The organism is Aquidulcibacter sp. (assembly GCF_049239865.1).
In the GTDB taxonomy this organism is placed as follows: Bacteria; Pseudomonadota; Alphaproteobacteria; order Caulobacterales; family Aquidulcibacteraceae; genus Aquidulcibacter.
This window is the reverse complement of record NZ_JBMLTR010000052.1, coordinates 1-2,204: the sequence shown is the minus strand read 5'-3', so window position 1 is coordinate 2,204 and position 2,204 is coordinate 1. Positions and strand designations below refer to the sequence as shown.

The 2,204-nt window shown below is 57.4% G+C and carries 3 protein-coding genes; all 3 read left to right on the top strand.

What is annotated here, in order from left to right:
• The first annotated feature begins 20 nt into the window (after positions 1-20).
• The 3 genes from ACOVRA_RS03850 (at position 21) to ACOVRA_RS03840 (ending at position 2,033) form a co-directional block, all read left to right on the top strand.
• Positions 21-233 (top strand): PLDc N-terminal domain-containing protein, encoded by a 213-nt coding sequence (locus tag ACOVRA_RS03850; RefSeq protein WP_298229997.1) that lies wholly within the window; start codon positions 21-23, stop codon positions 231-233.
• A 106-nt stretch (positions 234-339) separates the two neighbouring features.
• Positions 340-1,266 carry a sulfite exporter TauE/SafE family protein gene (locus ACOVRA_RS03845; protein ID WP_421719142.1) on the top strand — a complete coding sequence of 309 codons (927 nt, stop codon included), beginning with the start codon at positions 340-342 and terminating at the stop codon, positions 1,264-1,266.
• Entirely contained in the window at positions 1,263-2,033 is a 771-nt protein-coding gene (locus tag ACOVRA_RS03840; RefSeq protein ID WP_421719141.1) for a TIGR02186 family protein, read from the top strand. Before ACOVRA_RS03845 ends, ACOVRA_RS03840 begins: the two co-directional genes overlap by 4 nt.
• Positions 2,034-2,204: the final 171 nt, after the last annotated feature.

Sequence of the window (2,204 nt, the reverse complement as noted above, 5' to 3'; positions counted from 1 at the left end):
GATGTAGGAGCGACTGACACATGTTCGGCAGAGAATGGAATGATGGCACCTCGATTGGCTTTCTTTTTGCCCTCATTCTGGGGGTCTGGGCGGTCATCAATATCCTCCAGAATGATCGTACGGGGCCGTTTGGCAAAGCCGTCTGGTCTGTTGTTGTGATGTTTGTGCCCTTTCTGGGCTTTGTTGCCTGGTTCTTCATTGGTCCGAAAGCAACAAAGAAGCGGATCGGCTGAGCCATCGCGCCAGAAAGGCGATCTTGGTTGCTGCAAATGTGACCGGGTGCCATAGAAACGCCATCCGACGCAGCCTATGGTCTGCGAATTCACCGGGGCGGCGTTCATGCAAGTCTATCTGCCCATTGCGGAAATGGCAGTAAGCCCGTGGCTCATGGCCACTTTGGGGCTGGTGGTTGGCTGCTTGTCTGGCATCTTCGGGGTTGGCGGTGGCTTTCTGATGACACCGCTTTTGATGCTGATGGGTATTCCAGCACCGGTTGCCGTGGCCGCTGGGGCCAATTTGGCGGCCGCTTCGTCTATGTCATCGGTCCTAGGCCAGTTTGAGCGGCGCGGTGTTGATTTGCGTATGGGCCTTGTGATCTCCATTGGCGGGATCATTGGCGTGGGCATTGGTTCGCTTTTGTTCAGTTGGCTGAAGTCGCAAGGTGCGGCAGAGGCCACGGTGCGCATCGCTTACACGATCCTGCTTGGTTCTCTTGGCACCAGCCTCGTGTGGGAGAGCTTGCGTGCAATCGCCAAGACCCGCGCGGGCGGGCCAGCGCCCAGTTTTCGAAGGTCGCCTACTGATTTCGCCCATCGCTTGCCGTTTAAGGTTCGGTTCCCGCGCTCCAAGCTGGTGATCAGCATCATCCCACCATTAGGGATTGGCATTGGCGTCGGCATTTTGTCGGCCATTATGGGCGTCGGCGGTGGATTCATTTTGATCCCAGCCTTGGTCTATATCATCCATATGCCGCCCAATCTGGTAGTGGGTACGTCGACCCTTCAAGTCCTGATCACGGCGTCAGCCACCACCTTCTTGCAATCGGCCGCCAATGGCAGCCTTGACTTGGTCTTGTCTGGCCTCCTGATCGTCGGGGGCGTGATGGGCGCACAGTTCGGTGTCATCATCGGCCGTAAGCTTAAGGGGGAGCAATTGCGTGCCCTTTTGGGTGCTTTGGTCCTGTTGGTGGCGTTGCGTCTTGCAGCAGACCTCGTGCTTGTGCCTTCAAGTTTGTTTGAGCTGTCTTCACCAGGGGGTGGCCTATGATGGCGCGCTTCTCGCTTTGGATGGTCTTGCTTGTGGGCCTTATCGCTGGCCCGTCTGTGCAGGCGCAAAGCACGCAAGTGTCGGCTGCTTTGATTGATGATGCGGTCTTGGTTACGTCCAGCTTCACCGGGGCCAAGGTCACGATTTTTGGCTCAGTGCGGGCAGGCTCTATTGGGCGCACGGATATTGTCGTCGCCGTTCGTGGGCCTGACCGCCCGGCGTGGATCGCTAAGCGCAAGCGCACCGCGGGTCTGTGGATCGGCAAGGATCAGATCAATTTTGCCGCGGCCCCCACCTTCTTCGGGGTAGCGAGCGCCCGTCCGCTTGAACAGATCGCGCCGAGCGATACGCTCTCCCTCTATGGTCTCAGACCCAAGGGCCAATTGGACATTGCCAAAGCAAGTGCCGACTCACCCTTGGCAGACACGCTGATTGACGCCTTTGTGGCCCAGCGCCAGCGCGAGAAGCTTTATGTCGATGATCCTAACGGGGTGAAGCTGCTCAAAGGTGGCTTGTTCCGCGCCGATATTCAGATGCCAGACCGCACACCCCCGGGCCTCTATACCGCCAAGGTCATGGTGTTTCGCAATGGTCGGCCCGCCCAATCCACCCTCACGACTTTGGTGGTTACAAAAGTAGGCGCCGAACGTGCCCTCTTTGAATTTGCAAGAGATCATGCTGTATTGCATGGACTAGCAGGGGTCCTGCTGGCACTGTTAGCGGGGCTATCCGCCGCGGGCATTGTCAAACGCTTTGCACCGGGTTGAGGCCTAGATCGCCGTGAGTTAGATGTGATGCACATCAGGTCGATCTAGCTTTATAATTTTGAGCCTACGTGCAGCGAAAATCTGTTTCAGATTTTGTGCGCGAGGCTCTAAGGCGCTGTGATGGCGCAAGGAGACAAGCATGCGCCGTCGAGATGTTGCCCCGAAAGCCCC